This window comes from Nitratireductor sp. OM-1, assembly GCF_003296175.1.
Lineage (GTDB): Bacteria > Pseudomonadota > Alphaproteobacteria > Rhizobiales > Rhizobiaceae > Nitratireductor > Nitratireductor aquimarinus.
The window spans coordinates 1572170-1598094 of record NZ_CP029208.1 but is presented as its reverse complement, the minus strand read 5'-3'; the positions used below and the strand labels follow the sequence as shown (position 1 = coordinate 1598094).

The window sequence follows — 25925 nt, the reverse complement described above, 5'->3', positions numbered from 1 at the left end:
GAAAACCATAATCGACACAAGAGGGAACAGCAGATGAGACAAAGAACAGGAAATTTCCGTTCGATTGCGCTTGCGACACTGGTTGGGCTTGGCGGCATCACGCCGGCCATGGCCGACAACATGGTGAGGACATCGCTCAACGCTGACATTCGCGGCACCAATCCGGGCGTCACGCGCGACGGCAACACTGATGAAGTGCATGGCCACATGATCGAAGGGCTCGTAACCTATGCTGACGATTTCAGCATCATCCCCATGCTGGCAGAGACCTACGAGATATCCGAAGACGGGCGCACCTATACGTTCAAGCTCAGAAAGGGCGTAAAGTTTCACAATGGCGAGGAAATGACCGCCAGTGATGTGGAATGGTCCTGGAACCGCCTGGCGGGCGAAGCTTCCGAATCACACTGCAAGAACTTCTTCAACGGCGAGAACAATATCAAGGTAACGTCCGCCAAGGCACAGGGCGAAGACACCTTCGTCATCACCCTGGCGGAACCCTATTCGGTTTTTCTGGCGACGATGGCACGCTTCGACTGCGGTTCGATGGCCGTGCTGCACCCCGATTCGATGAATGACGACGGTAGCTGGAACAGGCCAATCGGCACTGGCCCCTACATGATGGGAGACCATGCACCGGGGCGCTATGTCGAGCTGAAACGTTTCGAGGACTATTCCAGCCGGGACGGGGAGCCCGATGGCTATGGTGGCGGCAAGAACGCCATGGTCGACGTGCTGCGGTGGGAGATTGTCGGCGAAGGCGCGGTATCGAAGACGGCACTTGTCGCCGGAGACCTTGATCTGGTCGATATCGACGCCATGACTGCTGCCGAACTCAAGGATCAACCGGACTTCAGCGTGGATGCAGCCGAGTCTGCCGTGTGGGACACCTACCTCCTCAACTCTGACGACCCGGTCCTCTCTGATGTCCGCATCCGCCGCGCCATGGCGCATGCGATCGACCCACAGCGCATCATGGCGGCCATCACCGAGGGCTTTGGCAAAGCCTCACCATCACCGGTGCCGCCGATGTCGGCCAACTACACCGATGTGCAGGCGAGATATCTGACCTATGACGTGGAGAAGGCCAAGGCGCTCTTGAAAGAGGCCGGTTACAACGGAGAGGAGATCACCATCCTCGCAACTCGCCGCAACGGCGCTTATTACGAACGGGCCTTGATGGCGCAGGCCATGATGATGGATGCGGGCATCAATGCCAAGCTTGAAGTGGTCGAATGGGGCAGCCAGCTCGAAGCCTATCGCAACGGCTCCGGTTACCAGATGCAGAGCTTCACCTTTTCACCGCGCCTTCACGCCGGGCTGAGTTTCGAAATGTTTACCGGGGATGCTGCCCGCAAGGCATGGAAGAACCCGGAAGCGGTGGCGATGATGAACGAGTCCCTGCGGACGGGTGATCCGGAGGAGTTTCAGGCAAATATCGACTGGCTGCATGAAGCTTTCATTGAAGAAGTCCCCGCGATCGGACTTGGACACCGCACTCTTTTCACCGGCATGTCCAACAGGATTGACGGGTTCGAGAACTGGGGTGCGGGGCTGCTGCGCGGCTGGATGCTCAGAGTGAAAGACTGACGGAAGACCAGGGAGACGACCATGCCCATCTTCGTGCTCAAGCGCGTTCTGATGTCCATCCCCACCTTCGTGATCGTGGCGGTGATCATCTTCGCGCTGGTGCGGGCACTGCCCGGAGACCCTGCGTTGATGATGCTGGGCGGCAATATCGATGACGAGGCGACCCTGCTGCAGATGCGCAGGCAGTTGGGACTCGATCAGCCCATACCCGTGCAGTTCATCGTCTGGCTACGCGAGGTATTCTCTGGCAATCTGGGAACGTCCATCATGACGGGGCAGGAGGTGGGCAGCCTCCTGTGGCAGCGCTTCGGAGTGACGGCGACAGTCGTTCTTCTGGCCATGGGGTCTGCTCTGCTGGTGTCGATCCCCGCTGGCCTTCTGGCGGCGCACCGCCACAACAGCCGCACGGACTACGCCATCGTCTTCCTGACCATCCTCAAACTTTCCATGCCGAGCTTCTGGGTCGGGCTAATGCTTCTTGTCCTGTTCGGGGCGACACTGGGCTGGCTCCCGACTGTCGGTTTCGTTTCGATCAGCGACGATCTGGGCCGGGGCATGGTCTATCTCATTCTGCCGGTCACATCGCTGGCCCTTTCCGAGATAGCGGTTCTTACCCGCATGATGCGGGCAGGCAGTCTTGAGATCATGGGCCGGGACTACATCACGCACGCTCGCGCCAAGGGACTGCCTGAACGCAAGGTCCTGTGGCGCCATGTCTTTCCGAATGCATTCGCCCCCACACTGACCATGGTGGGCGTAATGCTTGCGGGACTGCTGGCAGGCGCGGCAGTGACCGAGACGGTTTTCACACTGCCTGGCCTCGGCAAGCTTCTGGTCGATTCCATCTATGCGCGGGACTATCCGGTGCTGCAGGGAGCACTCCTGTTCATCGCCGCAGTCTATGTACTGACCAATCTCATTGTCGACATCGCCTATTCCTTCTTCGACCCAAGGGTGCGTCTTTCATGAGTTTCTCGAAACGTATTTTGGGCAAGGCCAACGGGCTGGCCGGCATTATTCTCGTCAGCCTCGTTCTCGGTGTGGCATTGCTGGGCAGTGTCTACACGCCCCATGATCCTCTCAAGTCCGATCTGCTTAACAGGTTTGCGGAGAGTTCCCTTTCGCATCCGCTCGGCACTGACATGTTCGGGCGGGATATCCTGTCGCGCCTCATGCGTGGCGCATGGGTTTCCGTTTCAATCGGGTTTGCCACCCTGCTGATCCCGGTGGTTTTGGGAACACTGCTTGGCGCTGCGGCTGGTTACTTTCGTGGCTGGTTCGACCGTTCATTGATCGTCGTTCTGGATGCACTCATGGCCTTTCCGGGATTGCTTATCGCGCTCGGTTTGATGGCGATCATCGGGCCGAACCGATACGGGGTCATCTTGGCGCTTTCCGTGGCTTATCTGCCTGCCGTTACCCGCGTGGTGCGCGGCTCCGTACTCTCCGTCAGCCAGTCGGAGTTCGTCGAAGCATCCACGACCATGGGAAATTCGCGCTTCTACACGCTCCTGGTGCATGTTCTCCCCAATTGCGTTGCTCCACTCATTGTACTGACCACGATGATGTTTGGCTGGGTGCTTCTGGCGGAAAGCGCCCTGAGCTTCCTCGGTCTCGGCGTACCGCCGCCCGAACCGAGCTGGGGCAACATTCTCGCGGAAGCAAAGGCCCATCTGATGCGCTACCCGATGCTGGGGCTATTGCCAGGGCTTTGCATATCGGTGGCGCTCCTTGGCGTGAATTTCCTCGGCGACGCCCTGCGCGACGAGCTGGATCCGAAGTCCACCACCTCGAAGGAGGTCAACTGACATGACAGTCAGCACAGAACCCACACCTGTCCTTTCAGTCGATGATCTGGAGATTTCTTTTGGTACGCGGTCGGTGGTCAAGGGCGTGAGCTTTCGACTGGCTCCCGGAGAGATCATGGCGCTGGTTGGCGAAAGCGGCAGCGGCAAGAGCATGCTTGGACGGGCGATCATGGGGCTCTTGCCGCGCGGCGGAGCAGTGACGCGTGGGCGCATTATGTTCCAGAAGCACGAGGTAACGTCTCCAAGATCGCAGGAAGAGCTGCGATTGATACGCGGCAAGCAGGTCGGTCTGATTTTTCAGGAACCCCTCTCCTCACTCAATCCGAGTATGCGGATCGGTGAGCAGATGTATGAGGCGATGCGGGAACATACAGATCTGACCGAGACGCAGATCCGGGAGCGCGCGCTGGAAATGTTGCGACAGGTGAAACTGCGAAATCCGGAAGGACTCCTGAAGCGCTACCCGCATGAATTCTCCGGCGGAATGCGTCAGCGGATCATGATCGCCTCGGTAATGATGCTGAAGCCAGCGTTGCTGATCGCTGATGAACCGACCACCGCGCTAGACGCGGTCGTGCAGAAGGAAGTTCTGGACATCATGGCCGAGGTTGCTCGCGCCAATGGCACTGCGGTCATACTTATCTCGCACGATCTGGCGGTTGTTGCAGCATATGCTGCCCGGATCGCGGTCATGGAAAAGGGCGTCCTCGTTGAGGCTGGCACCACGCAGTCCGTGCTTGCACGCCCCGAGCATCACTATACCCGCAATCTTCTTGCCGCCACGCAACTTGGAGAGCCAAGTCCGGTCAAGGGAGAAGGAGGCCCGCCCCTGCTTGCTGTCGTGGGGTTGCGGGTGGAGTTCAGGGAAAAGCGCTTATTCGGCCTGCTGCGAGACACCACGACCCATGCGGTGCGCGATGTATCCCTGACGGTGCAACCCGGCGAGTTTGTGGGGCTCGTGGGCGAGAGCGGTAGCGGAAAGAGCACCATAGGCCGGTCGATCGGGAAGCTTGCTCCCAAGGCCGGAGGCCGTATCGTGTTCGACGGTCAGGATCTGGACGATTGCCCACCAGCTTTGGAGCGCCAGCTTCGCCGGCGCATCCGCTTTGTGTTTCAGGACCCCTATTCGTCGTTGAATCCGCGCATGCGGATCGGGCGCATCGTGCGCGAGGGCTTGCGGCAGGACGGAACCCTGTCCGAGGAGGCCAAACGTGCAAGAGCTGATGAAATGCTGGAGGCGGTCGGCCTGCCGCGTGGGATGGCGCAGCGCTTTCCGCACGCTTTATCCGGAGGGCAACGCCAGCGTGTCGCCATCGCCCGCGCCCTTATCAGCAAACCTGAACTGATCATCGCGGACGAGCCCGTCTCGGCGCTCGATGTTACAATCCAGGCGCAGATACTTGCGCTATTCAAGAAACTGCAGAGCGAATTCGGCTTCGCCTGCCTTTTTATCAGCCACGATCTTCATATCGTCGAGCAGCTGTGCGCGCGCCTGTACGTGCTCAACAAGGGCCGTATTATGGAACAGGCCGAAACCGGCGCACTCTTCGACGTCCCACGTCATCCCTACACACGACAATTGCTTTCTGCTTCGCCACGACTGGAACGTATTCAGGAAGGGGTAAAGCTGGCATCAGACGATGGCGTTTGCGGTGCAGCGATGGACAAGCTCCCGTATTACGACGCGGCTGGCACTGAAACACCTTATCACCTCACCGAGGCCGCGCCCGGCCATTACGTTGCACTGCGCGGTGCGGCGGCACGGAAGGAATAGCAATGACCAAAAAAATCCATCGACCCTACGTCCCGCCACTCTATCGGGCCAGTGATGCGGAAACGCGAGAACTTGTGCGTACATATCCACTCGCGACGATCATCACGTCCCAACGCGGCGCAATGGAAGCAACGCAAACCCCACTATTCTTCGAAAGCGATGCCCCCGGCTGCAACACCGTCATCGGGCATATCGCGCGGATCAATCCGCAGGCCGAGGACGTCATGGAGCCGGGGCCGATCCTGGCGGTGTTCAACGGCCCGTCTGCATATGTGTCGCCAAGCTGGTATGTGGAAGACGAAGACGTGCCCACCTGGATTTATCAGGCGGTCCATCTGCGCGGTGAGGTAGAGCCGGTCGGGTGTGCGGATATGCGCGCCTTGATGGAAGACATAATTCGCCTGTCTGAACACCGCATAGGCGGCGCGTGGCAGCTAGACAGGATCTCCGAAGCGGACATTGCCCGCATGATGCCGAGAATTGTGGGCTTTCGAATTCAGATCACGGCCCTGAACGGTATTTCAAAACTGGAGCAGACACGGTCGGCCAGAAATCGCAACGGCGTTGCAGGAGCACTGGAGCACGGCCAGGAAATCGGACGCGACGTGTTGGCCGGATTGCTCTGTGAATAGATGGAGTGGTTGGTGCGGTTGTTGCCGGTTTCTGGGGCGAGCAGGTCCCAAGGTCTGACGCTTCGTCAGCGAAGTCGCCACCCCATTTCGAAATCAAACATTCAGGCTCAGCATCTTTCTGAGCAACGTGCTGAGCTGCCGGGTTTCTTCCTCGGTCAATCGCGCCGCAATCCGTTCCTGATAGGACTGGGTAAGCTGGAATGTCTCCATTATCGCGGCTCTCCGCCCTCGTGATGAGGAAATTCAGGCCTGCGGCTGCTCTCTGAAAGCCCGCACGGCGGCCATGAAGGCATCGACGATCACCGCGCGTTCATCGGCGAGCGTGAAAGCCACCTCATCATACATGCGGCTCATCTCATGCACGGGTATGCGCCGCACGGCATCCGTACGGCCCGTGCCGTGCCGCCACATGAACCCGACACCCAGATCGTTGGCCACCGCCTCATAGGCGGCGTCGCGCGTGTCGAGCAGCAGCAGCGGCGATGGTTCGAAACCGGCGTTGCGAAAGGCGCGGTCGACCACACGCTGGGTGGAAGACCCGCGCGTGCGGAAGATCAACGGCGCATCCATCAGTGCGGCGCAGGTGAAGGTGCGCACACGCGCCAGCGGGTTGTCGGCATGAACCACCGCAACCACATCCTGCCGCACCAGAAGTTCGGTCCGGAACCGGCCATCGACCGGAACGTCCGGCAGCACGCCCACATCCACCTCGCGGGCCAGCACCGCCTTGACGATCTTCTCAAACGATCCCGTCTCCACCGCCACCGAAACGCTGGGGTGCCGCTTGCGGAAAAGGGCGATGACGGCCATGCCGGGCATGGAGTTTCCCAGCCCCACGGAAAGGCGACCATCGAGCAGGGTCGTATGACGGGTGAGGATGCGTTCGGCCTCGCGCTCCTCCTCGCTCATCCGCTCGGCGATGTCGCATAACTGCTCGCAGACGGGCGTCGGATGCAGCACGCCGTTCCGGCGCAGGAACAGCCGCACCCCGTATTCCGCCTCCACGTCGCGCACATGCTGCGAGACGGCCGGCTGCGAGATGCCGAGCTGCCGGCCGGCGGCCGCATAGGAGCCGCCATGCGCCACGGCGTTGATCGCGCGAATGCGCGAGAGCGTTATCGGCATGTTTCAACACCCAAGGAGTTTCTTTGCCCGGACCAAGGAGTATCCTCGGTTTGTTACAGCAGTGTCACAGAGCCCGCGCAGGGTGACGGCAGAACAGAACTGCAAACCAGCTTCATCGCCAGGCAGCCTCAAGGTCAGGACCCGGGCCACCCCGGTCACCACCGGCGCGCCCTGCCGCGTGAAGCCGGCTCAGAAGGACACTGCCGTTTCATGCACCCGGTCTCTTCCATGGCCAGCCTTTCGCAGCAGCCGCTCGACCACTACGAAGCCATCCTGTGCGATCTCGACGGCTGCCTGATCAGCGGCGCACACGTCTATGAAGGCGCACGGGAGTTCGTGCGCCGCAATCGCGACCGTCTGTGGATCGTCTCCAACAATTCCTCCGACACGGCAGAGACACTGGCGAAGCGGCTCGCCGGCCTCGGCTTCGACATTGATGCCCGCCACATCGTTCTCGCCGGCGAACAGACCCTGCGCAGGCTCGCCCGCAGCGCCCCCGGCGCACGGGTCGCGGTCTATGCCGATGCGCCGCTCGCCGAACTGGCTGTCGCGCTCGGCCTCACCCTCGATACGGATGCACCGCAGGTGACCGTTCTGGCGCGCCAGACGCGGTTTGATCTTGGATGCCTGACCCGGCTTGCCCGGCAGGTCGATGCCGGCGCGGCGCTGCATGTGACAAATCTCGACAGAACACACCCCGGCCCCGACGGAGAGCCGGTGCCGGAAACCGGCGCGCTTCTGGCAGCGCTGCGGACCTGCTGCCCGGACATCGCCTTCCGCTCGCTCGGCAAACCCTCGGCCGAACTGCTGGACATCGTTCTGGATGACGCCGGGGTCGACGCCGGCCACGCTGTCTTCATTGGCGACAACCCGGACACCGATGGTCTGGCGGCACAGGCCGCCGGGATGGCGTTCCTGCGCATAGAGCAGCCCGCACCAAAGCCTGCGGCAACCGCGTCCATCCGCAAACCCGCCACCGAAAACGGGAGAGCATCATGCTGACCTACCTCGCCCGAACGATCATCAAGCTTGCGGTGACGTTCTTCGCCATCGTGACGCTCGTTTTCTTCGCCACACGCCTGTCCGGCAGCCCCATCGACTTCGTCATCGGCGAAGGCATCACCCAGGAAGACCGCGCTCTGCTGATCAGCTATTACGGCCTCGACCAACCGGTCTGGTCGCAGTACCGCGCCTTCCTCACCTCCTTCTTCGACGGGCAGTTCGGCCTCTCCTTCGTGGAGCGGCGGCCGGTGGCGGAGATCGTCGCCGAACGCGTCTGGCCATCCCTGCAACTGCTTTTGAGCAGCGTCGCGCTCACACTGGCCGTCGCGCTTCCGCTGGGCATTCTCGGTGCGGTCTATCGCAAATCCTGGATCGGCAGCGCGGTGATGATGCTCGCCTTTCTTGGCTACGCCGTTCCCAACTTCGTGCTCGCCACCTTCATGATCCTCGTGTTCGCCTACTGGCTGAACTGGCTTCCGGTGGTGGGCAATGGAAGCTTCTGGCACTTCATCATGCCGACCATCACCATGTCGGGCGTTCTGATCGCCGGACTGACGCGCTTCACCCGCAACGCGATGCTTGATGTGCTCGGCCAGGATTACATGCGCACAGCCCGCGCCAAGGGCCTCTCGGAATCCGACGTCATCTTCAAACACGGCCTGCGCAACGCCTCGATCACCATCCTCTCGGTGGTGGGGCTTCAGATCGCCGGGCTCGCCGCTGCTGGCAGCGTGGTCGTTGAAGCGATCTTCGCCTGGCCCGGCATTGGAGACCTTTTGGTCCGTTCGGCCATCATGCGCGACTACCCGGTTCTGCAATTCGGCGTCATCGCCGTCTCCATCGCCGTCCTCTTCATCAATGCCGCCGTCGACATCGCCTACGCCTATGCCGACCCGCGCATCCGTCTTGGAAAGGCCTGATCGATGGCCGACATCACCGCCTCCCCCTCCTCTCCCGCACGCAACCGCCTCGAAGGTCTCGTTGCGCTCTGGCAGGATGCGGACGCCATCCAGCGCATGGCGATGGTTCTGGCCATCCTCCTCGTGGCCGCTGCAATTCTGGCCCCCCTGCTCGCGCCCTTTGCGCCTGAGCATCAGAGCCTGATCGCACGACTGCGCCCGCCCATCGGCTTCGAGCGCTACAGGGACGGCTACCTGCTCGGCACGGACGAGCTCGGCCGCGACGTTCTCTCCCGCTCGCTCTATGGCCTGCGCCTGACGCTGACGCTCGCGCTGCTCGGATCGACCATCGGCCTGGTGATCGGTGCCGTTCTCGGTGTTCTTGCGGGCCTGATCGGCGGTGTGTTCGAGGATCTCGTCATGGGGCTGGTGGACACGCAGATCGCCATTCCCTTCACCCTGATCGCCCTTCTGCTTCTGTCCATCTTCGGCTCGAGCCTTCAGATCATGGTTCTGGTGCTCGGCATCCACGGCTGGGAACAGTCGGCGCGCATTGTGCGCGGCGAGGTGCGCAAGCTCACGCAGATGCCCTTCATCGAAGCCGCCCGTTCGGCGGGCGCCACCGACGCGCGGATCGCCTTCCGGCACATATTGCCAAACGTGGTCTCTCCGCTCGTGGTGCAGTTCACCCTGTCCTTTTCCAACATCGTCCTGCTGGAATCGACGCTTTCCTTCCTCGGGCTCGGCGTTCAGCCGCCAACCGCCACGCTCGGTGCGATGGTCGGCATCGGCCGCGATTACATGCCGACCGCTCCGTGGATCGTCGTCGTTCCGGCCCTGATGATCCTGCTTGTCACCTTCGCGGTGCAAATCCTTGGCGACTGGCTGCGTGACCGGGCGGATGTCCGCCTGCGCGCCCGCTAGTCGCCCTGAAAAGAGGCCGGCAAGGCCCGAACAGTCAACCAGCCACCCAAATCCTGGAGCCAGACATGAAACGACTTCTCGCAACCACCGCCATCGCGGCGCTGTTCGCAGCGCCCGCCTTCGCGGTCGAACTCACCGTCGGTGCGGCCAATGTCGCCCCCTATCTCGACCCCGGCCGCGACCACTCCAATGTCGGCTCGCAGTTCTACCACAACGCCTTCGACACGCTGATCGCCAAGACCGTTGTTGACGGTGAGACCGTGTGGAAGCCCGCCCTCGCCACCGAGTGGACACTGATCGAACCGACCGTGATGGAGCTTAAGCTGCGCGAAGGCGTCAAGTTCCACAATGGCGAAGACATGACGGCCGACGATGTCGTGTTCTCGCTGAACCGCATGTATCAGGCGACCTTCCCGCCCTATCAGGTGCGCTCGCGTGACCGGCTCAGCAATTTCGCGAAAGCCGAGAAGATCGACGACCACACGATCCGCATCCACGCCAAGCGTGAAGAGCCCCTGTGGGAGACGCTCCTGAACCTCCAGCAGGTCATGATCATTCCCGAGGATTACACCAAGGGGCTCACCGGCGATCCGGCCGTTGCCGAGAATGACGACTTCGAGGCGTTTTCCCTAAAACCGGTCGGCACCGGTCCCTACAGGATCGCCACCTTCTCGCCCGGCGAAGAATTGGTCTATGAGCGTTTCGCCGATTTCTGGGGCGACAGCGCGCCGCTTGATCGCGTCACCGTCAAGCGCATGCCCGAAACCGCCTCGCGCATGACCGCGCTCAAGACCGGCGAAGCTGACATCATCACCAATGTCGCTCCCGACCAGCTTGCGCTGATCGAAAGCGACCCGGCGCTGAAGACCGTCGGCGCGCCGACCGCCCTCTTCCACGTGATGATCATGAACATGAATCATCCCAGGCTTGAGGACCCGCGCATCCGCCAGGCCATGAGCCTCGCCATCGACCGCGACATGCTCAACGAAGCGCTCTGGCTCGGCAAGGCGGTCGTTCCTTCCTCGCACACGATGGAAGAGTTCGGCCCGCTCTACATGCCGGAGCTGAAGACCTTCGAATACGACCCGGAGAAAGCAAAGGCGCTGCTTGAGGAAGCTGGCTATGACGGCTTCGAGATCACCTTCGACACCGCTCCGACCTACTACACCAATGGCCTTCTCGCCGCGCAGGCGATCATGGAAATGTGGGCCGAAGTCGGCATCAACGGCAAGGTGCAGGTGGGCGACAAATGGACCGGCAACGCGCCGGAGATGATGGCCCGCAACTGGTCGAACCCGATGTACTTTTCCGACCCGTTCGGCTCCTTCGGCGTCATGTGGGCTCCCAATGGGCCTTCCGAATCCGAAGGCCGCTTCAACACCGATGAAGACTATGCGGAGATCTGGGAGCGGTTCCGCTTCTCCGACGACGTGGAAACGCGCAAGGCGGCCTATGCCGAGCTGATGGACCGTATCAAGGCCAATCCGCCCGTGCTGCCGCTCTACCGCCCCTACGAATCCTGGGCGATGCGTCAGGACGTGAACTGGGCTCCGCAGCCCGGCAACATCCCCTACGTGCTCGACTTCCGCGCCGGCGCGATCGACTTCGCCAGCAACTGACGTTCCGGCCCGCGCCGCCAGACCGGCGCGGGCCCTCCTTCACAATTCGAGGAACCAACCATGTCGACCCGTATCTGCCTCGTCGCCGACATTCACCACGGCAAGCCGTCCCTGACCAAGCGCGGCGACACCGCGCTGGAGCTGATGGACGACTTCGCCCGCTTCACCAATGATGCCCGTCCCGATCTCGTGATCGATCTGGGCGACCGCATATCCGATCAGGACCGCGACACGGACCTCGTTCTGGAACGCGAGGTGGCCGAGGCCTTCAAGGCCGTCGAAGCCCCGGTCTGCCACATCAACGGCAACCATGACCGCGACCATCTGGAAGTTGCCGACAACGAGGACATTCTCGGTCAGGCGCTGGGCCACCAGACGCTCGACATCGGCGACTGGCGCATCGCCCTCTGGCGCGCCGACACCTTCATCCGTCGCGGGCCGGATGTGAGCGGCTTCCAGCTTGGCGAGCCCGACATCCTGTGGCTCTCGCGCACCGTTCAGAACGCCGACCGCCCACTGCTGGTGCTGAGCCATGTGCCCGTCTCCGGCCATTCGCAGATCGGCAATTACTATTTCGAGTCCAATCCGGGCGTCTCCACCTACCCGCAGGCGGTCCGCGCCCGCGCAGCGCTCGCTCAGGCGCGCGTTCCCGTTGTCTGCGTCGCCGGCCATGTCCACTGGAACACCATCACCCGCGTTGACGGCATCACCCACCTCACCCAGCAGTCGCTGACCGAGAGCTTCACCACGCAGGGCGACCCGGCCGGCGCCATGGGAATGCTCGAGCTGGACGGCACCAGCGTGCGCTGGCGCGTGGAGGGCAAGGACCCCATCGATCACGCTTTCACCGCGACCGCCACACGCTGGACACCGCCGGTGCCGCCGTTCCACGAACTCCCGGACGTCGTCGCACGCAAGCGCGGAGAGCCGGCATGAGCACGCCCGTCCTCTCGGTCGAAAACCTCCACGTCGCCTTCGGCAACCACGCTGCCGTGAAGGATCTTTCCTTCAGCATAGCAGCGCGCGAAACGGTTGCCCTGGTGGGAGAGTCAGGCTCTGGAAAGTCGGCGACCGCCCTTTCCATCATGCGCCTGATCGAACGGGAGGGCGGGCGCATCACCTCCGGCGCGATACGGCTGATGGGCGACGAGCCCACAGACATCGCAGCCCTTTCAGACAATGCCATGCGTGCGCTGCGGGGCCGGCAGGTCTCGATGGTCTTTCAGGAACCCATGACCTCGCTCAATCCGGTTCTGACCATCGGTGAGCAGATCTGCGAGGTGTTTATCCGGCACAACAAAATGTCGCGCCTGGCGGCCACTCAGGCAGCCACCGAAGCGCTCGACAAAGTGCGCATTCCCGAACCCGCGCGCCGCCTCAAACAGTATCCCCACGAATTGTCCGGCGGCCTGCGCCAGCGCGTGATGATCGCCATGGCGCTTGCCTGCCGACCACGCCTCCTGATCGCAGACGAACCGACCACCGCGCTCGATGTCACCACGCAGGCGGAGATCCTTTCGCTGATCCGTCAGTTGCAGGAAGAGATCGGCATGGCTGTCCTGTTCATCACGCACGACATGGGCGTGGTGGCCGAGGTGGCCGACCGCGTCGTCGTCATGCGTCACGGCGTGAAGGAAGAGGAGGCCGGGGTCGAAGACCTGTTCGCCCGGCCGCAGGCTGCCTATTCACGCCAGCTCATGGAAGCCACCCCGAGGCTCGGCGCTGGCGCGCCCCGGCTTCAGGGCGTTCGCAACACCATCCTCGAAGTGAACGGCCTCACCACCCGCTTTGCCGGCAAACGCAGCATTCTTGGGCGGAGCGGAAAGGCGTTCACCGCCGTCAACAATGCGTCCCTCACCCTGCGCGCTGGCGAAACCCTTGGGCTGGTGGGCGAATCCGGTTGTGGCAAGTCGACCCTCGCCCGTTCGATCCTGCGTCTGGTGGAGCCCGTTGAGGGGACAGTCAGAATTGCCGGCCATGACATGATGCAGCTCGACCGGCAGGGCCTGCGCGCCGCCCGCCGGGATGCCCAGATGGTCTTTCAGGACCCCTATGCCAGCCTCAACCCGCGCCTTCCGGTTCATGAGCTGATCACCGAGCCGGCCCGCATTCACGGCATGGTTCGGCCATCGGACTGCCGTGACATGGCTGTCAGCCTTGTGGAGAGGGTCGGGCTGGAAGCCGATGCAGTCGACCGCTTCCCGCACCAGTTTTCCGGCGGCCAGCGCCAGCGCCTGTGCATTGCGCGCGCCCTGTCGGTCAAGCCAAGGCTGATCGTCGCCGACGAGGCCGTGTCGGCGCTCGACGTCTCCATCGCCCGGCAGGTGACCGACCTGATGCTCGACCTGCAGAGAAGCGACGGCCTCGCCTTTCTCTTCATCAGCCACGACATTGCAGTGGTGGAGCGTGTGAGCCATCGTGTTGCTGTCATGTTAGCCGGCGAGATCGTCGAGACGGGGCTGACCGACGACGTGCTTTCAAACCCGCAGCACGCCTACACCAAGCGCCTGCTTTCCGCCGTTCCCCGCGCCGATCCGTCTCTCCGGAAAAACCGCCGCACCGCATCCGACACCGGCTCTCTGCTCCCAGCGGATAACCTTCCCATGGCCGTGCAACGGGGTGACATGAGCGCCCAACGCGAAATGGCTTAAACGCTGACGGAGGGCAACCGTTGGGTGCGTATAAATCCGCGCCCCGCTGCCTGACGTCAAGCGGGTTTGTGAGTGGTTGATGCGGTTGTTGCCGGTTTTGGGGCGGAGAGGTCCCAAGGTCTGGGCGCTTCGTCAGCGCAGTCGTCTGACGCGGGCATTGCGGAACAGATACAGGGCGCAGAGCGCCGTTGCTGACAGCGTCATGGCAAGGAAGGGCAACGCGCCTCGGTTCAAGCCCGGAAACATGAAGAAGACGATGGCTGCGCCGATGATCGCAGTCAGGTAATTGGCGGAGACCAGTCCGGCGGGGCCATCTCGAACGAGGTGAACTCGAACCCGGGAGCGACCGTGCAACTGACCAGCGTGAACGCGCCCGTGCTCTCGGCCGATTGCCAACATCCGACCGGCACCACGCATTGGGGACGTTCCCCAGCAGCGATATGGGGACCGAGCAGAAATTCGACGGCCGGCTCCCCCGGTTCCGCAATACCGAGCTTCAACGGAGCGCCGGCATGAAAGAGCCAGATCTCAGATGCATCGGTGACGCGATGCCAATGGGATCTCTCACCCTGCTGCAGCAGATAATAGATCGCGGTCTGCACGGCCCGGCCATTGATTTCACGATCACGGAATGTTTCGACATAGTGGCCGCCTTCGGGATGAGGCTGCATGCCGAGTGCCGAAATGATGTCAGCTGCCGAGGTGACCGCACTTCCGTTCATATCAAAAACTGCCTTTCATTTGACGCCCAGGGGAAGACCGCTTCATGGAGCCCTCTTCCCGAGCCGGGATGCCTGCCGAGCACCGGATCGGCAGGCTTCCCGTCATTGTCGCGATTAGCACTTTCAATGTCTATGCTTCAGCCTCTCCTGTCAGACCATCTTTGACAACGTTCCGTCCTTTCGGACCAGCTGGTGATACATTGCCATAAACACATGCCCCGCGATCAGGACGAGCAGAAGCCATGCAAGCCATCCATGGAGGATGTTGGCCGGCGTGACCAGAAAATCTATCTGGACGCCAGTGGGTTGCAAAACATCGATACCATAGATGCTGAGACCACGACCGCTTCCGATGCCTCTCAGTATGGCCAGCGAAGGCACCACGAGCATCAGCAGATACATCACCATATGCGCCGCGCCGATCAACCGGACCTGAACGGAAGAACCAGTGTGGTGCGGGCGATTGCGCCAATTGAAGATCCCCCAGCACGCGCGCAGAAAGGCCAAACCCCACAGCGTGAAGCCAACAGGCTGATGCGTGCTCCACATGAATGCCTGAACAGCGTTTTCCGTTTCAGCCAGACGCAGCATCGCACCACCAAACTGCCAGGCGAAAAGGAACGCCATTAGCCAGTGGAATGACTTGCTGATCACCCCGTAACCATCACTTGTATCTCTGAATGCCTGCATGAGCTCCAAATCCTGCACCTATGTTGCAGCGCAGCATTCAGCACGGACCAAACCCCGTTTCAAATTAACATTTGTCCATTCTCTTGAACCACGAGCAGGGACCGGATCAGCAACACGCGTGACCAGAGAAACCCGGCGTGCTTTCCGTCGCCTCGGCGAGGCGGGTCAGACGGGAACCCCGTCCAACACCTTCTTCACCAGCCACTCCCGAAAAATCGCTGCCGTTGTGTCGTGCTCCGGCTCATGTAGCGAAAGCAGGAAATAGGCGCTGCCATCGGGGTGAAACCCCTGGGGACTGGCAAGCAATCCGGCGCGGATATCATCCTGAACAAGATGCCACGGCCCAATTGCCACCCCCAGACCCGCAACGGCCGCTTGCAAGCTGAAGTAGAAGTGCTCGAACTCCCGAGAGGCATTGGCTGCATGGGATTGGCCGGAAATATCGCCCCATACCTCCCAGGCTGACCGACGGGTGCGGGTATGAAGCAGCACTGCGGCGGCATTCATCCGATCGTTTTCGAAGAAAGTTGCAACCTTGTCGGGGCGGCAGACGGGACCAATCCGCTCTTCGAACAGATGCTGCGCAAAGTAGGTTCTTGGCCAAATGAAATCGTTGCGACGGATGGCGAGGTCGACACCTGATCCAAGGGATACAGGCCCGCCGCCGGCCAGCAGGCGAATATCCGCTGCAGGATGCTCCGCATGAAACTGCGGCATTCGCGGGATAAGCCAGCGCATCATTAATGTCGGCTCGCATGAAACAGTGACGGGTGCACTGACATGTTCAGCCTTGATGCGAAGAGCTTCTTCCTCGATTTGCCCGAGCCCCCGCGCCACCACATGTGCGAACCTGCGGCCAGCATCCGTCAAGAAAACCGCCCGATTGCGACGCTCGAACAACTGTGTCCCCAGATCATCCTCTAGCAGGCGCACGGCACGGCTCACCGCGCCATGCGTGAGATTCAAGCGTTCCGCTGCTTTGCTGAAACTCTCAAGTTCAGCAGCAACCCGAAAACAGGCAAGAGCCGGGAGCGATGTGACGTGCTGCCTCATACGTCATTAATTCTCACACATTCCGTCAGAAGTCATCGTTTTTGCCGGCATCCCCTTCGCGTTAACCAGGGAAAAAACGAGAGGATCCGCCTATGACCGAATGGCTGGCCGTCATCACCATCACCACATTCGCCGTCATCAGTCCGGGGCCGGATTTCGCAATGGTTGCCCGCAATTCACTATCACTCTCCCGACGTGCGGGCATTTTGACTGCGATCGGCATTGGCGCGGGCGTGCTGGTTCATTTCGGCTATACGCTGCTTGGCATCGGGTTTTTGATCCGTGAAACACCGGCGTTACTTGGCGTGTTGAAGCTGGCCGGCGCGGCCTATCTGGTCTGGCTGGGCGCGAAGATGCTGCGCAGCTGCGACGCAGAAACACCAATCGCAGCGAATGAACCTGCCCTGTCTGACCTGGGCGCCTTGCGCATCGGCTTCCTGACCAACGCGCTGAACCCGAAGACAACGATTTTTATCGTCAGCCTGTTCATCCAGATCGTTCACGTGAATACGCCGCTGGCGACACGGATTGCCTACGGGCTGTATATCTCACTTGCCCACGTTGCATGGTTTGCCGTGGTCAGCCTGTTCCTTGGCGCGCCCCGTCTCCAAATGCGCATCTACAACCTCCGACACTGGATAGACCGGATATTCGGCATATTGCTGGTGGGCTTTGGCATAGCACTGGCTGCGACCAATCTTGCCCCATGAGTTCAAGAGTCGCCTGACTGGGCGACACGACCGTCCGGCAGCTTTTGGCAGCCGACCGGCTTAAGGCTACGGCCTCGCACCATCACGATGGCGCACGCAAAACGTCCTCTTTGGGAGGCAGATCATGCGCCGGGTGCAGCCTAATCACGGAATGGAGCGCCGAATCTCCGGTTGGCCTGCCCCGTTCGGGCGGTGCGGAACAGATACAGGGCACAGAGGGCCGTGGCTGACAGCGTCATGGCAAGGAAGGGCAACGCACCCCGGTTCATGCCCGGGAACATGAAGAAGACGATGGCTGCGCCGATGACCGCAGTCAGGCTGAGCGCGTTGCGCAATGTCAGCCGCCTCAGGAATGCAATGGTCAGAGCGCCCTGAATGCAGACGAACAGGAAGGCATACTGCATCGTGATGCCGTAACTCACGCCGCGAGGATGCCATCCTGTCAGGGGTGGCACAGCATACGCAATGAGCGCCAGTGAAAGCACGTAACCGATAAAAAGAAGAATGCTGACGAGAACGGTTCGGATCATCTCTCGCCCGACGACAACCTGATTGATGCACATCGCAGGGAGAACATTGAACATGATCCAGTGACTTGGCGGGAATGCGTAGAGCCCGTCCTATTAACGGGTCTACGCATCTTTTTTAACGGCTCTATGGCCACGAGGCAATTTGAAGTCAGTTATTCTCCGGGTCGGTCTCTGCGGCAAAGGCGAGAACGGTAACCTTAAAGGCAGCGTACAAACTTGGAATGCCAATTATAACTGAGAGAATAATCACTTCGACATTACCGAACCCAAGCAAACCCGAAATTGACCAAACCGCAGCGATAGCGACCACGAGGATATGAAAAACGACAAACGTCGTGACGGCAAGGAAGCCAACCAGACTCCCAAAATTGATAACACGTTTCATGAGAAGCCCTGCCCGCGAAAGCGAGCATGAAAAAATCCCAGCCAAGCATGACTGGCAAAGTGGCTACACAGAAGCCTCCGTGCGCCGGTGAATTACCCCACACAAGCGGGGGATCAGTTCATGCGAATGACGGTGGAGCCCTTGCCCGACGAAAGAATGCGATCTCGGGCACACGACGCTGCTCAGATGGACTGAGTGCATGTGCCGCCTGGGGGAGCGAGTGACGGAGATCAAGAGAGCTTGCTATGAGAGCCTTATCAGCTCCACCCCCGTTGTTTCCAACAAGGTACCGGTGCTCTGACCGGGATCCAATTTCAGCAAAAGTGGCTCGGATAATCGAGCCGCTATGCATCTCTGAAGGCGTGATGCTTTGCTCACCGGCAAAGGCAATTGCCGGCGACAAACTCTGATACGCGCCCAGCTCCAGGCAAACAACAGCCAGAAGCAGGAGGCAGGCTTGGCGCAAGAATGCCAGCATCACCCAAAATGTTCCGAACGATTTCGGTTCGCTGAATGTGGCATGCGGGAAACGAGGGTACCAGCGAAAAACAACGCCCCACCGCTTTCACAGCCTTTCATGCACCACCATGTCGTAACCCGACACCAGGGACGGAACCGATCAGAGCATGTCAGAGGGCTTTCGGCGGAGACCAGTCAGGCGGGGCCATCTCGAATGACGTGAACTCGAACCCGGGAGCGACCGTACAACTGACCAGGGTGAATGCACCCGTGCTTACGGCTGATTGCCAACATCCGGCCGGCACCACGCATTGGGGACGCTCCCCAGCAGCGATATGGGGACCGAGCAGAGATTCTACGGCTGGCTCCCCCCGGCTCCGCAATACCGAGCCTCAATGGAGCGCCGGCATGAAAGAGCCAGATCTCAGAGGCATCGGTGACGCGATGCCAATGGGATTTCTCGCCCTCTTACAGCAAATAATAGATCGCGGTCTGGGCGGCTCGACCATTGATTCCCCGATCGCGGAATGTTTCCACATAGTGGCCGCCCTCAGGATGAGGCTGCATGCCAGGTGCCGAAATGATGTCGGCCGCTGAGGTGACCACCTTTCCGCTCATGTCAAATATTCTCCTTCATTTGCCCAGGTTGGGTAAAGACCTTTTTATAGGAGCCTGCCCCAAGGCGAGATGTTTGCAGATTGCCGGATCGGAGGCGCGAAAACCGGGCCTCTATGGATTTTCTGGCTTGCGCATCAGATTGAGGTTTTTAGCGGCCTGCACCATTGCTTCCATTGCATCAAGCAAGCTGTTTTTCGAACAAACACTCGTGATTTCAGCGTAGAATTCAGCATGAACTCTTGGCGTCGCAATAGACACAGAATGGAAAAATGGCTTCGATAGGTCAAATCCTATAAAATCATTATCTCGAATTACCTTTTTCATCAAAATCACAAATGGCAAATCCTCTTCCTTTGGAAGACCAACTCCATTCTCGAATGAACCTGCTTTCTTATATTCCCTGATCGAAGCGTCATGATACGCGAATATGACCTCTTCATTTTTCTCAGAAATTTCTGCGCAACTCAGCCCTGTGAGCTCAGCCTCTGTATAATGCCTTATTTCATGGGGGCGCGACAAAATGTATAGCGCCACCGCAGAAGCGGAAACAAAAAGAAGAGCACTTATAATAAATAGCTTCATTCGCCCAAATAAACTGCAGCAAGCTTCCCTGTTAAAGCCATCGAGTGCAGGGCGCACCCGCCCCTTGTGACCAACGACACGGTCTACGAACGCGCTTCTTATTCGCGTCGCGATCAGTCACTGACCATCAGCGTGCCTGCAAAGCCTCACCTTGCGCAGATGGGCTGGCGCGATGCCCGCGGGCAAATGAAGGAAATTGCCAACATAGGCCCTTGGCAAACCACGCGACCCTCTGTACTGAACAGTACAGACAATACCTATCATTACAGTGAAGTGACTATGCTTACATTTTTTACGCGTCATCAACCCGCTCAACCCGCCAAGGCCGTCATAATGGCCGGGATCGGGGGCTTCTGGCCATTGGCGCGGTGGGCGCGCTCAGTGTCTATGCGAATGCCCCGCTCATCATGGCCCCGTTCGGCGCGAGCTGTGTCCTTCTGTTTTCGGTGCCGGCGAGCCCGCTGTCGCAGCCGATCAACGTTATCGGCGGACATCTGCTCTCGACCATGGTGGGGCTGGCTCTGAGGATGGCCTTTCCGAACGAATGGTGGGCGGCCGCAATTGCAGTGGGGCTTGCAATTGCTGTCATGGCCGCATTGCGGGTTACGCATCCGCCGGCGGGCGCAGACCCGCTGGTGGTATTTTCCAGCGATCCCGAGTGGGACTTCCTCTTCATGCCGACCCTTGCCGGGGCCGCCATACTGGTGGGCGCAGCCACACTGTTCCACCGGGCGAACGGCACGCCCTATCCCATGGAGAAGGTCTGATGGCCCGACTGGTGGCGGAGCGGAGCGATGTCATTCCGGTGCTGGCGGAAGTGTTTCGGCGCTACGGATATGACGGCGCGAGCGTTGCCCGCATCACGGAGCACACAAAGCTCGGCAAGGGGAGCCTCTATCACTTCTTCCCCGGCGGGAAAGAAGAAATGGCAACGGCGGTGCTGGCGGATGTTCATGGCTGGTTCGAGAACAACATCTTCGTTCCGCTGGAAGAAAAAGAACCCGAGATCGCACTGGCCAGCATGTTCGCTGCGGTTGAAGACTATTTCGATTCAGGCCGGCGCATATGCCTGGTGGGCGCATTTGCACTGGAAGAAACGCGCGACCGTTTTGCAAGCGAGGTGAAAACCTATTTTGCCAGATGGATAGAAGCTCTTCGCAGGGCGCTTGAAGGCGTCGGCTTCGATGCAGAGGAGGCAGGTCGCAGGGCGAACTCCATAATCGCCGGCATTCAGGGCGCCATCATTCTGGCCAGAGCGCTTGACGATACGGAGAGCTTTTCCGGTTCACTCGGCCAGCTGAAGGGGATGACCGCGCGGGACGGAGCCATTCCGCAGAAGCCTGCGTAATGGAAGCCCCGGCGGCACCAGATTCCGGTGCCCGTGCGATTTGCCTCAAACGCCCTGTGCCAACAAAGGCCCGGCTTCCACCGGCACAAGGCTTTCAACAGGACACGCACTTGGAGCGTTTCGCCGTCGCTGGAATTGCTCGAATCCGGAGGCGTATGTCAGGACGCCTCAGGCTTTGAACGCGAAACCCGCTTGACCTTCTCGCGAATGGTCTGAAAGACGACATAGAGTGCGGGAATGACGAAGATGCCAACGGCTGCCGCCGCAAGCATTCCACCGGCCACCCCGGTGCCCACGGCGCGCCGGCTGAGCATGGAAGCCCCTTCTGCCGTTACCAGCGGGATCAGGCCGGCGATGAAGGCGAAACTCGTCATCATCACCGCACGGAACCGCGCGCCCGCCCCTTCAATCGCGGCATCAAGGATGCTTGCACCCTGCTCCCTGCGATCCTTCGCGAACTCGACGATCAGGATGGCGTTCTTGGCAGCCAGCGCGAGGAGCACGATCAAGCCGATCTGCGCATACACGTTGAACGGCAGCCCCGCCAGAAGCAGAGAGATTACCGCGCCAAGCACGCCAAACACGACGGACAGCAGAACAGGCACCGGAATGGTCCAGCTCTCATAAAGCGCGACCAGGAACAGGTAGGCGAAAAGGACAGCCATGGCGAGGATGACAGCCGTCTGTCCGGATGCCTGTTTCTCCTGCAACGCGGTTCCCGTCCATTCATACCCGTAACCGGCGGGCAGTGAGCTGGCGGCCACCTCTTCCATCGCCGCAAGAGCGTCACCAGTGGAGTAACCCGGTGCGGGGTTTCCGCTGATCTTGGCCGCCCGCAGATTGTTATACCGGCTCAGGACCAGCGGCCCGACCGTATAGCTCACTTTGGAAAAGGCTCCGATTGGCACCATCTCGCCCGTGGATGAGCGCACCTGAATACGCGCAATGTCATCGACCGAGTTTCGGTTTTCCTCGATGGCGGAGACCTGCACCTGCCAGGAGCGGCCAAACAGATTGAAGTCGTTCACATAGGCGCTGCTCAGCGTGGCCTGCAGCGCGGCGAACACATCGCTCACGCGGATGCCCAGCGAATAGGCCCGCTCCCTGTCGATATCCAGGAAGAGCTGCGGGCTCTCGGCAGAGAAGGTCGTGTAGACCTGCGACAGGGCCGGATGCTGGTTCGCCGCAACGGATACGGCCCGCGCAACAGCCGCCAGATCAGCGGGCGAGCGCCCCTGCGTATCCGTGATCTGAAGCTCAAATCCCGAGCCCGACCCGAGCCCCATGATGGGCGGAAGATTGAACGCGAGCACCTGCGCTTCACGTTCGGAAAGCCCATAGAGATTGGCCGCGTCGATCGCGCTGAACACGGTCGTTTCTGCCGTCGTCCTGTCCTCGAAAGGCTCCATCGAGACCAGCGCAAAGGCCGCATTGGATTTGGCCGCGCCATCCAGGATCGAGAAACCGACAACACTCGTTACGCTCTCGACACCCGGCAGGCCCTTCAACATGTCCTCCACGCGGCGCTGGGCAGCGGCCGTGCGATTGACGGAAGCCGCCTCCTGCAACCGCGTTTCAACGAGGAACGAGCCCTGATCCTCGGCAGGAAGGAAGCCGGTCGGCGTCTTGTTGAACAGGTAGCCGGTCAAAAGAGCGGCCGCCACCAGAAGCACGATCCCCAGAACCGCGCGCCGGGCGATTGCACCGGCGACCCGGGCATAGCCATTCCGGGTCGTGTCGATCTGCCTGGACAGCCAGCCCATGACGCCGCGCTTTGGCCCGTGATGCGGCTTCAGGATGATGGCGCACAGCGCGGGAGACAGCGTGAGCGCGTTCACGGCCGAAATCACCATCGAAACGGAAACCGCAACCGCGAACTGCTGGAACAGCTGCCCCGAAATACCGGGGATGAATGCGACCGGAACGAAGACGGACAAAAGCACCAGGGTGATCGCGACGATTGCGCCCGTGATCTGCCCCATGGCAGCCCGCGCCGCATCCGCCGGCGACATTTCCGGGTTCTCCTCCATCTTGGCTTCGACGGCTTCCACAACCACGATGGCGTCGTCGACCACGATGCCAATCGCGAGAACAAGCGCAAGAAGCGAAACCGTGTTCAGGGAGAAACCCATTGCCAGCATGACAGAGAACGTGCCGACAAGAGCGACGGGAACCGCCACCAGTGGAATGATGGTGGCCCTGAAGCTGCCAAGAAAGACAAACACCACGATGATGACGAGTATGAAGGCCTCGATCAACGTGTGCTCAACAGCCGTGATGCTGTCCTGAACGAACTCCGAGCTATCGCCAATGATGTCGTATTTGATGCCATCGGGGAAATCGGCTGCGGCCTCTTCCAGGATCACCTTGATGTTGTTTGCGGCGTTGAGCGCATTGCCGCCGGGGGCGAGATAAATGCCGATCATCGTCGCAGCCACACCATTGTAGCTGGCCGAAACATCGGAATTCTGCGCGCCAAGCTGGACATCGGCGACATCACCGACCCGCACGACCGAACCGTCCGGATTGGATCGAATGATGATCCTCGAGAACTCCTCCGCATCGCTCAATCTGCCGGTCGTGGTGACATTCAGCTGCAGACTGGGATCGTCCGTCATCGGCTGCCCGCCGACCCTGCCGGCAGCAGCCTGAACATTCTGGGTGCGAAGGGCAGCTATGATATCCGCCGGCACAAGCCCCAGCGCGGCCAGCCTGTCGACATCGAGATTGACCCGCATGGAGAACTGGTTAAGCGCGAATAGAGAAGCATCGCCGATGCCCGGAACGCGCTTCAGACGATCGATCAGATTGATGCGGGCATAGTTGGTCAGCGTTTCGCCGGTGACCTGATCGTCGCTTGCATAAAGCGTTATGCCCATCAGCAGGGACGTTGACTTGGCGGCAACGCGCACGCCGATCTGATTGACTTCCGCCGGCAGAAGCGGCTCGGCCAGTGCCACGCGGTTCTGCACATTGACGGTGGCGATGTCCGGATCCGTGCCGACCTCGAAGCTCACGGACAGGATGTACGTCCCGTCTGCGCCAGACGTCGACTGCATGTAGATCATGTCGTCGACACCGGTGACCTTGTCCTCGATGATCTGCGCAACCGTTTGCTCGGTCACTTCCGCGCCCGCCCCCGGATAGCTGGCGATCACGGAAACCTGCGGCGGAACGATATCGGGAAACTGCTCGACAGGCATGCGCGCCAGAGCGAGCAGACCGCTCAGGAAAAGAACGATCGAAATGACCGCAGCGAGGCGCGGCCGGGAGATGAATACATTGGCAATCATGGATCAGCTCCCCGAAGCTAAAGCTGCATCCACCACAATTCCTGGCCGAACCTTGTTCAGACCGTCCGTGATCACATTCTCACCCTCGGTGACCCCCGTTCTGATAACGGAACGCCCGCCAACGGTTCGATCGATCTCGACCCTGCGCTGCTCGACGACATTCTCGCCATTCACGACCATCACATAGGTGCCGCTGAGATCGTGAAGCACGGAGCGCTGATCCACAGTGAGCTGGGGTTCCGGCTCGCTTGACGCGAGCACGACACGAACCAGTTCCTGATCCAGCAAAACGCCATCGGCATTGTCGAAGCGCGCGCGGAGATTGATCGAGTCCGTGCCGGGACTGACCGTGCTTTCAATGAAGTCGAGATCTCCCGGCAGCGAATACTCCGACCCGTTTGCGAGCACCAGGTTTACAGACGCTTTGGTGCTGGCCTCCCCTGCCTGAACGCGCTCGGAATAGTCACGATAGACCGCAGTTGGCACAGGAAAGATCACGTGGATCGGATCGAGCTGCGTGAGCGCGACAAGGGGGCCGCCCTCAGGACCGATGAGCGCACCTTCATCAACTGTCGCAGCGCTAAGACGCCCCGCAAAAGGCGCTTCCACACTGGTGTAAGAGAGATTGAGCTCCGCCCGCTCCAGAGCCGCACGCGCGCGAATGAGCGCGCCATCGGCATTGCCGAGATTTGCAATGGCGTTGTCCAGCATGGCCTGCGACGTGGCCTGCCGCTTGACCAGTTCCGCCTGCCGCTCCCTTTCAAGCTCGGCAGACTTTTGCAGCGCCTCTGCAGACCGCACGGCGCCTTCCGCTTCTTTAACGGCGGCGGCATAAAGGTCATCATCAATCTGGAAAAGGATATCGCCCTTGTTCACCCGATCACCCGGCTGAAAATCGATGCTCTCCAGGGTTCCTGCGACACGCGGCCTGATGGCCACACGCTTCTCCGCTTCAAGGCGACCGTTGAAGACAGCGGTCTCCCCGACATCCACCAATGCAACGGGTTCCACGACCACCGCCGGCGGCGGCATGTCCTGAGCGACCGAGTTTGCAGAACCGCCCATCAGGAACAGCGCGGAAAGGAGCAATGCCCCCGTTGCGTTGCGCCCTCTGTCAAACCTCAGACCGGACACGCGACTGCTGCGGTTTCTGGACATCTAACCCCCTCCCTCCGGCCTGAACCGGTGCCACCCCCAAGGCGCAACACGGTTTCGCTAATATAAACGGCTAATTAAACAATATACGGCGCAACCTCAGAGTCCAGAGGATGCACAATTTTGCTTTTTTGATCGCTGGCGACGATCACCGCGCGCTCATCGGCAAGCGTGAAAGCCAACTCATCATGCATGCATACATGCGGTTCATCTCATGCACGGGGATGCACCGCACGGTATCCATCCGGCCCGGGCCGTTACATGAAGCCCACGTCCGGGCCGGCAGACACAAGAGAAGAAAGTGACAGCCCCTCCACGGATCGCGGACCCGCGCCCCTTGACGCAGAAGGCTAGGG

General features: G+C 60.6%; 23 protein-coding genes and 1 pseudogene. 14 read left to right on the top strand and 10 right to left on the bottom strand.

What is annotated here, in order from left to right; translation table 11 throughout:
* The first annotated feature begins 33 nt into the window (after positions 1-33).
* Genes DEJ54_RS07610 through DEJ54_RS07590 form a run of 5 tightly spaced genes read left to right on the top strand, consistent with a single transcriptional unit; the run spans position 34 to position 5804 of the window.
* Positions 34-1590: an ABC transporter substrate-binding protein gene (locus DEJ54_RS07610; RefSeq protein WP_162742230.1), complete on the top strand. Its 1557-nt coding sequence runs from the start codon at positions 34-36 to the stop codon at positions 1588-1590.
* Between the two features lie 21 nt (positions 1591-1611).
* Entirely contained in the window at positions 1612-2559 is a 948-nt protein-coding gene (locus tag DEJ54_RS07605; RefSeq protein ID WP_113154041.1) for an ABC transporter permease, read from the top strand.
* Positions 2556-3398: an ABC transporter permease gene (locus DEJ54_RS07600; protein ID WP_113154040.1), complete on the top strand. Its 843-nt coding sequence runs from the start codon at positions 2556-2558 to the stop codon at positions 3396-3398. The genes DEJ54_RS07605 and DEJ54_RS07600 overlap by 4 nt, the downstream gene beginning before the upstream one ends.
* A gap of 1 nt (position 3399) precedes the next feature.
* Positions 3400-5172 carry an ABC transporter ATP-binding protein gene (locus DEJ54_RS07595; protein WP_113154039.1) on the top strand — a complete coding sequence of 591 codons (1773 nt, stop codon included), beginning with the start codon at positions 3400-3402 and terminating at the stop codon, positions 5170-5172.
* A 2-nt stretch (positions 5173-5174) separates the two neighbouring features.
* Complete coding sequence (locus DEJ54_RS07590; protein ID WP_113154038.1) at positions 5175-5804, top strand: FMN-binding negative transcriptional regulator; 630 nt, start codon at positions 5175-5177, stop codon at positions 5802-5804.
* Positions 5805-6047: 243 nt separating this feature from the next.
* Here DEJ54_RS07590 and DEJ54_RS07585 read toward each other — a convergent pair whose 3' ends face one another.
* Positions 6048-6929: a LysR substrate-binding domain-containing protein gene (locus DEJ54_RS07585; RefSeq protein WP_113154037.1), complete on the bottom strand. Its 882-nt coding sequence runs from the start codon at positions 6927-6929 to the stop codon at positions 6048-6050.
* Positions 6930-7139: 210 nt separating this feature from the next.
* Between DEJ54_RS07585 and DEJ54_RS07580 the strand changes: the two genes are divergently transcribed.
* The 6 genes from DEJ54_RS07580 (at position 7140) to DEJ54_RS07555 (ending at position 14024) form a co-directional block, all read left to right on the top strand.
* Positions 7140-7931 carry an HAD-IIA family hydrolase gene (locus tag DEJ54_RS07580; RefSeq protein ID WP_113154036.1) on the top strand — a complete coding sequence of 264 codons (792 nt, stop codon included), beginning with the start codon at positions 7140-7142 and terminating at the stop codon, positions 7929-7931.
* The gene (locus DEJ54_RS07575; RefSeq protein WP_113154035.1) at positions 7925-8851 is read left to right on the top strand and encodes an ABC transporter permease; all 927 of its coding nucleotides are present in this window, start codon (positions 7925-7927) and stop codon (positions 8849-8851) included. Before DEJ54_RS07580 ends, DEJ54_RS07575 begins: the two co-directional genes overlap by 7 nt.
* 3 nt (positions 8852-8854) lie before the next feature.
* The gene (locus DEJ54_RS07570; protein WP_113154034.1) at positions 8855-9754 is read left to right on the top strand and encodes an ABC transporter permease; all 900 of its coding nucleotides are present in this window, start codon (positions 8855-8857) and stop codon (positions 9752-9754) included.
* Between the two features lie 65 nt (positions 9755-9819).
* Positions 9820-11373 carry an ABC transporter substrate-binding protein gene (locus tag DEJ54_RS07565; protein WP_113154033.1) on the top strand — a complete coding sequence of 518 codons (1554 nt, stop codon included), beginning with the start codon at positions 9820-9822 and terminating at the stop codon, positions 11371-11373.
* A 60-nt stretch (positions 11374-11433) separates the two neighbouring features.
* Complete coding sequence (locus DEJ54_RS07560) at positions 11434-12309, top strand: metallophosphoesterase (RefSeq protein ID WP_113154032.1); 876 nt, start codon at positions 11434-11436, stop codon at positions 12307-12309.
* Complete coding sequence (locus DEJ54_RS07555; protein ID WP_113154031.1) at positions 12306-14024, top strand: ABC transporter ATP-binding protein; 1719 nt, start codon at positions 12306-12308, stop codon at positions 14022-14024. The genes DEJ54_RS07560 and DEJ54_RS07555 overlap by 4 nt, the downstream gene beginning before the upstream one ends.
* Positions 14025-14302: 278 nt before the next feature.
* Here DEJ54_RS07555 and DEJ54_RS07545 read toward each other — a convergent pair whose 3' ends face one another.
* The 3 genes from DEJ54_RS07545 to DEJ54_RS07535 all read right to left on the bottom strand — a co-directional run bounded on the left by DEJ54_RS07545 (position 14303) and on the right by DEJ54_RS07535 (position 16489).
* A complete protein-coding gene (locus DEJ54_RS07545; protein WP_113154029.1) occupies positions 14303-14746 on the bottom strand; it encodes a cupin domain-containing protein in 444 nt (147 codons plus the stop codon).
* 150 nt (positions 14747-14896) lie between these two features.
* A complete protein-coding gene (locus tag DEJ54_RS07540; protein WP_162742229.1) occupies positions 14897-15436 on the bottom strand; it encodes a cytochrome b in 540 nt (179 codons plus the stop codon).
* Between the two features lie 165 nt (positions 15437-15601).
* The gene (locus DEJ54_RS07535; RefSeq protein ID WP_113154027.1) at positions 15602-16489 is read right to left on the bottom strand and encodes a LysR family transcriptional regulator; all 888 of its coding nucleotides are present in this window, start codon (positions 16487-16489) and stop codon (positions 15602-15604) included.
* Between the two features lie 92 nt (positions 16490-16581).
* Between DEJ54_RS07535 and DEJ54_RS07530 the strand changes: the two genes are divergently transcribed.
* The gene (locus tag DEJ54_RS07530; protein WP_113154026.1) at positions 16582-17199 is read left to right on the top strand and encodes a LysE family transporter; all 618 of its coding nucleotides are present in this window, start codon (positions 16582-16584) and stop codon (positions 17197-17199) included.
* A 140-nt stretch (positions 17200-17339) separates the two neighbouring features.
* Here the strand turns inward: DEJ54_RS07530 and DEJ54_RS07525 are convergent, their stop codons facing one another.
* The 4 genes and pseudogenes from DEJ54_RS07525 to DEJ54_RS07510 all read right to left on the bottom strand — a co-directional run bounded on the left by DEJ54_RS07525 (position 17340) and on the right by DEJ54_RS07510 (position 19830).
* Positions 17340-17783: a hypothetical protein gene (locus DEJ54_RS07525; protein ID WP_113154025.1), complete on the bottom strand. Its 444-nt coding sequence runs from the start codon at positions 17781-17783 to the stop codon at positions 17340-17342.
* A 94-nt stretch (positions 17784-17877) separates the two neighbouring features.
* The gene (locus DEJ54_RS07520) at positions 17878-18114 is read right to left on the bottom strand and encodes a hypothetical protein (protein ID WP_113154024.1); all 237 of its coding nucleotides are present in this window, start codon (positions 18112-18114) and stop codon (positions 17878-17880) included.
* 629 nt (positions 18115-18743) lie between these two features.
* Positions 18744-19191 (bottom strand): annotated as a pseudogene (locus DEJ54_RS07515) (cupin domain-containing protein).
* 111 nt (positions 19192-19302) lie between these two features.
* Positions 19303-19830, bottom strand: a complete 528-nt coding sequence (locus tag DEJ54_RS07510; protein ID WP_204360863.1) for a hypothetical protein — start codon at positions 19828-19830, stop codon at positions 19303-19305.
* A 311-nt stretch (positions 19831-20141) separates the two neighbouring features.
* Here DEJ54_RS07510 and DEJ54_RS07505 point away from each other — a divergent pair, with 311 nt between their 5' ends.
* Together DEJ54_RS07505 and DEJ54_RS07500 are read left to right on the top strand one after the other, a co-directional pair.
* A complete protein-coding gene (locus DEJ54_RS07505; RefSeq protein ID WP_245447729.1) occupies positions 20142-20540 on the top strand; it encodes an HPP family protein in 399 nt (132 codons plus the stop codon).
* Positions 20540-21121 (top strand): TetR/AcrR family transcriptional regulator, encoded by a 582-nt coding sequence (locus tag DEJ54_RS07500; protein WP_113154022.1) that lies wholly within the window; start codon positions 20540-20542, stop codon positions 21119-21121. The genes DEJ54_RS07505 and DEJ54_RS07500 overlap by 1 nt, the downstream gene beginning before the upstream one ends.
* 158 nt (positions 21122-21279) lie before the next feature.
* Here DEJ54_RS07500 and DEJ54_RS07495 read toward each other — a convergent pair whose 3' ends face one another.
* The gene (locus tag DEJ54_RS07495; RefSeq protein WP_113154021.1) at positions 21280-24414 is read right to left on the bottom strand and encodes an efflux RND transporter permease subunit; all 3135 of its coding nucleotides are present in this window, start codon (positions 24412-24414) and stop codon (positions 21280-21282) included.
* A gap of 3 nt (positions 24415-24417) precedes the next feature.
* Complete coding sequence (locus DEJ54_RS07490; RefSeq protein WP_113154020.1) at positions 24418-25572, bottom strand: efflux RND transporter periplasmic adaptor subunit; 1155 nt, start codon at positions 25570-25572, stop codon at positions 24418-24420.
* Positions 25573-25925: the final 353 nt, after the last annotated feature.

What these genes read in the sequence shown, in the direction of transcription:
- DEJ54_RS07610 (WP_162742230.1), top strand. Translation starts at nt 34, where the DNA reads ATGAGACAAAGAACAGGAAATTTCCGTTCGATTGCGCTTGCGACACTG.
- DEJ54_RS07605 (WP_113154041.1), top strand. Translation starts at nt 1,612, where the DNA reads ATGCCCATCTTCGTGCTCAAGCGCGTTCTGATGTCCATCCCCACCTTC.
- DEJ54_RS07600 (WP_113154040.1), top strand. Translation starts at nt 2,556, where the DNA reads ATGAGTTTCTCGAAACGTATTTTGGGCAAGGCCAACGGGCTGGCCGGC.
- DEJ54_RS07595 (WP_113154039.1), top strand. Translation starts at nt 3,400, where the DNA reads ATGACAGTCAGCACAGAACCCACACCTGTCCTTTCAGTCGATGATCTG.
- DEJ54_RS07590 (WP_113154038.1), top strand. Translation starts at nt 5,175, where the DNA reads ATGACCAAAAAAATCCATCGACCCTACGTCCCGCCACTCTATCGGGCC.
- DEJ54_RS07585 (WP_113154037.1), bottom strand. Translation starts at nt 6,929, where the DNA reads ATGCCGATAACGCTCTCGCGCATTCGCGCGATCAACGCCGTGGCGCAT.
- DEJ54_RS07580 (WP_113154036.1), top strand. Translation starts at nt 7,140, where the DNA reads ATGCACCCGGTCTCTTCCATGGCCAGCCTTTCGCAGCAGCCGCTCGAC.
- DEJ54_RS07575 (WP_113154035.1), top strand. Translation starts at nt 7,925, where the DNA reads ATGCTGACCTACCTCGCCCGAACGATCATCAAGCTTGCGGTGACGTTC.
- DEJ54_RS07570 (WP_113154034.1), top strand. Translation starts at nt 8,855, where the DNA reads ATGGCCGACATCACCGCCTCCCCCTCCTCTCCCGCACGCAACCGCCTC.
- DEJ54_RS07565 (WP_113154033.1), top strand. Translation starts at nt 9,820, where the DNA reads ATGAAACGACTTCTCGCAACCACCGCCATCGCGGCGCTGTTCGCAGCG.
- DEJ54_RS07560 (WP_113154032.1), top strand. Translation starts at nt 11,434, where the DNA reads ATGTCGACCCGTATCTGCCTCGTCGCCGACATTCACCACGGCAAGCCG.
- DEJ54_RS07555 (WP_113154031.1), top strand. Translation starts at nt 12,306, where the DNA reads ATGAGCACGCCCGTCCTCTCGGTCGAAAACCTCCACGTCGCCTTCGGC.
- DEJ54_RS07545 (WP_113154029.1), bottom strand. Translation starts at nt 14,746, where the DNA reads ATGAACGGAAGTGCGGTCACCTCGGCAGCTGACATCATTTCGGCACTC.
- DEJ54_RS07540 (WP_162742229.1), bottom strand. Translation starts at nt 15,436, where the DNA reads ATGCAGGCATTCAGAGATACAAGTGATGGTTACGGGGTGATCAGCAAG.
- DEJ54_RS07535 (WP_113154027.1), bottom strand. Translation starts at nt 16,489, where the DNA reads ATGAGGCAGCACGTCACATCGCTCCCGGCTCTTGCCTGTTTTCGGGTT.
- DEJ54_RS07530 (WP_113154026.1), top strand. Translation starts at nt 16,582, where the DNA reads ATGACCGAATGGCTGGCCGTCATCACCATCACCACATTCGCCGTCATC.
- DEJ54_RS07525 (WP_113154025.1), bottom strand. Translation starts at nt 17,783, where the DNA reads ATGTTCAATGTTCTCCCTGCGATGTGCATCAATCAGGTTGTCGTCGGG.
- DEJ54_RS07520 (WP_113154024.1), bottom strand. Translation starts at nt 18,114, where the DNA reads ATGAAACGTGTTATCAATTTTGGGAGTCTGGTTGGCTTCCTTGCCGTC.
- DEJ54_RS07500 (WP_113154022.1), top strand. Translation starts at nt 20,540, where the DNA reads ATGGCCCGACTGGTGGCGGAGCGGAGCGATGTCATTCCGGTGCTGGCG.
- DEJ54_RS07495 (WP_113154021.1), bottom strand. Translation starts at nt 24,414, where the DNA reads ATGATTGCCAATGTATTCATCTCCCGGCCGCGCCTCGCTGCGGTCATT.
- DEJ54_RS07490 (WP_113154020.1), bottom strand. Translation starts at nt 25,572, where the DNA reads ATGTCCAGAAACCGCAGCAGTCGCGTGTCCGGTCTGAGGTTTGACAGA.